Here is a 2,680-nt window from a genome sequence, read left to right as displayed (position 1 = left end):
GTGGCGGAGTACGTGCGATGATCGAGACGTGGCGCTGGTTCGGTCCGCTGGACGACGTGACCCTGCCCGAGATCGCCCAGACGGGCGCGTCGGGCATCGTGACCGCCCTGCACGACATCCCCTACGGCGCGGTCTGGCCGCGCGAGGCGATCGCCGTGCGCAAGGCCGAGATCGCCGCCGCGCCGGGCAACCTGCACTGGGCCGTTGTGGAAAGCCTGCCGGTGCACGAGGACATCAAGCGCGGCGAGGGCGACCTGTCGGGCCTCTTCGCGCGTTACCGCCAGAGCATGGCGAACCTCGCCGCCGAGGGCATCGAGGTCGTCTGCTACAACTTCATGCCCTTGCTCGACTGGACGCGCACGCGGCTTGACGCCCCGCTGCCGGCGGGCGGGCACGCGCTGCGCTTCTCGTCGGTCGAGATGGCGTTCTTCGAGGTCCACATGCTGGGCCGCGACGGCGCGGAAGCCGACTATCCGCGCGACGTGCTGCACGCGGCCGCCTCTCTGGACCGCACGGCGGACGAGGCCGAGCGTGACCGGCTGTTGACCGCGATCATGGCGGGACTGCCCGGCGCCTATGCGCGCTACGACGTCGCCGGCCTGCGCGAGGCGTTGCAGCCCTGGGCAGGCTTCGGCGCCGACGATCTGCGCGCCACCTTCCGCCGCTTCCTGGACGAGGTGACCCCGGCGGCCGAAGAGCTGGGTCTGCGTCTGTGCGTGCACCCCGACGACCCGCCGCGCCCGTTGCTGGGCCTGCCGCGCATCGTGTCGAACCAAGACGACATCGCCACCGCACTGGACATGGCCGACAGCCGCGCCAACGGGTTGACGCTGTGCGCCGGCTCGCTGGGGGCGAACCCTGCCAACGACGTGCCCGCCATCGCGCGGCGCTTTGCCGGGCGCATCCACTTCGCGCACCTGCGCAACGTCGCGAAGGAGCCCGACGGCTCGTTCCAGGAGGCGGCGCATCTGGAGGGCGATACGGACATGCCCGCGCTGATCGCGGCGCTGCTGGACGAGGAGGCGCGGCGCACAGCCGAAGGACGCGCGGATGCGCAGATCCCGTTCCGGCCCGACCACGGGCAGGCGCTGCTTTCGGATCTGGGGCGCAAGACCCATCCCGGCTATCCGCTGATCGGGCGGATGCGCGGACTGGCCGAGCTGCGCGGCGTGATCGCGGGTCTGTCCTACGGAGGGACGTGATGCAGGCGCTGGTGCTGGACCCGGGCGACGACGTGGCGATCCTCACCGACCGCGCACGCGAGGGCGAGACGCCGCTCGGCCGCGGCGCGCCCTTGGCCGGGACGGTGCAGGCGGGGCACAAGCTTGCCCGCCACGCCATTGCGGCAGGCGCCCCGATCCGGAAGTTCGGCCAGATCATCGGCTACGCGACCGAGGCCATCGCGCAGGGCGCGCACGTCCATACCCACAACTGCGCCATCGGCGCCCATGACCGCGACTACGCCATCGACGCCGACCTCGACGCCGCCCGCGCAACCATTCCCGCCGATCCGGCGCGGCAATTCCGCGGCTACGTCCGCAGCGACGGGCGGGTCGGCACGCGCAACTACGTGGCGCTGGTCGCGACGGTGAATTGCTCGGCCACGGTCATCCGGCAGGCGGCCGACCGCCTGAACCGTTCGGGGATCTTCGAGGGCTTCCCGAATGTCGACGGAGTCGTCGCCTTCGCCCACGGAACCGGCTGCGGCATGGCCTCGGAAGGGCCGGGGTGGGAGAACCTGCAGCGCGTGCTCTGGGGCCATGCGACGCATCCCAACGTGGGCGCGGCCCTGTTCGTGGGCCTCGGGTGCGAGGTCATGCAGATTGCCCGGATGAAGCAGATGTTCGACGCCACGGGCGAGGAACGCTTTCACGGCCTGACGATCCAGGAGGCCGGCGGCACGCTGGCGACGATCGCCCGGATCGTCGCGCGGGTCGAGGCGATGCTGCCCGAGGTCGACGCGGTAGAGCGCGCGGCGCGGCCGCTGTCGGAGCTGACCGTGGCGCTGCAATGCGGCGGCTCGGACGGGCTGTCCGGGATCACGGCGAACCCCGCGCTCGGCAAGGCGTGCGACCTGATCGTTGCCGGCGGCGGAACGGTGATCCTGTCCGAGACGCCCGAGATCTACGGCGCCGAACAGCTTCTGCTGCGCCGCGCCGCAAGCCGCGACGTCGCCGAGAAGCTGCTGGAACGGATCGCGTGGTGGGAAAGCTACACCGAGATGAACGGCGGCAGCATGGACAACAACCCGTCGCCCGGAAACAAGGCGGGCGGGCTGACGACGATCCTGGAAAAGTCTCTGGGCGCGGTGGCCAAGGCGGGCTCGACGCCGCTCAATGCCGTCTATCATTATGCGCAGCAGGTGAGGGCGCGTGGTCTCGTCTTCATGGACACGCCGGGCTACGACCCCGTCTCGGCCACGGGCCAGATCGCGGGCGGGGCGCAGATCGTCGTCTTCACCACGGGGCGTGGCTCGGCCTTCGGCTCGAAGCCCGCGCCGACGCTGAAGCTCGCCACGAACGACCGGCTTTACGAAAGCATGAAGGACGACATGGACCTGAACTGCGGCGACGTGATGCGCGGGGTCGACCTGGGCGACAAGGGCCGCGAGATCCTGAACCTCATCCTGGCCACGGCGTCGGGCAGCCCGAGCAAGAGCGAAACGCTCGGCCTCGGGGAC

The 2,680-nt window shown here is 70.9% G+C and carries 2 protein-coding genes; both read left to right on the top strand.

Annotated features, from left to right (window positions below):
• Positions 1–17 precede the first annotated feature (17 nt).
• Positions 18–1,202, top strand: a complete 1,185-nt coding sequence (gene uxuA, locus ACFDTC_RS15030) for a mannonate dehydratase (RefSeq protein WP_375259710.1) — start codon at positions 18–20, stop codon at positions 1,200–1,202.
• The coding region (locus ACFDTC_RS15025) for a UxaA family hydrolase (protein ID WP_375259698.1) at positions 1,202–2,680 on the top strand (1,479 nt) is incomplete at its 3' end. The genes uxuA and ACFDTC_RS15025, both read left to right, overlap by 1 nt.

Origin of the sequence: Citreimonas sp. (assembly GCF_042096055.1) — a bacterium.
GTDB lineage: Bacteria > Pseudomonadota > Alphaproteobacteria > Rhodobacterales > Rhodobacteraceae > Citreimonas.
This window is presented reverse-complemented; position numbering and strand designations above follow the sequence as displayed.

Coding starts and splice junctions, on each gene's coding strand:
- uxuA (WP_375259710.1), top strand. CDS start 18: ATGATCGAGACGTGGCGCTGGTTCGGTCCGCTGGACGACGTGACCCTG.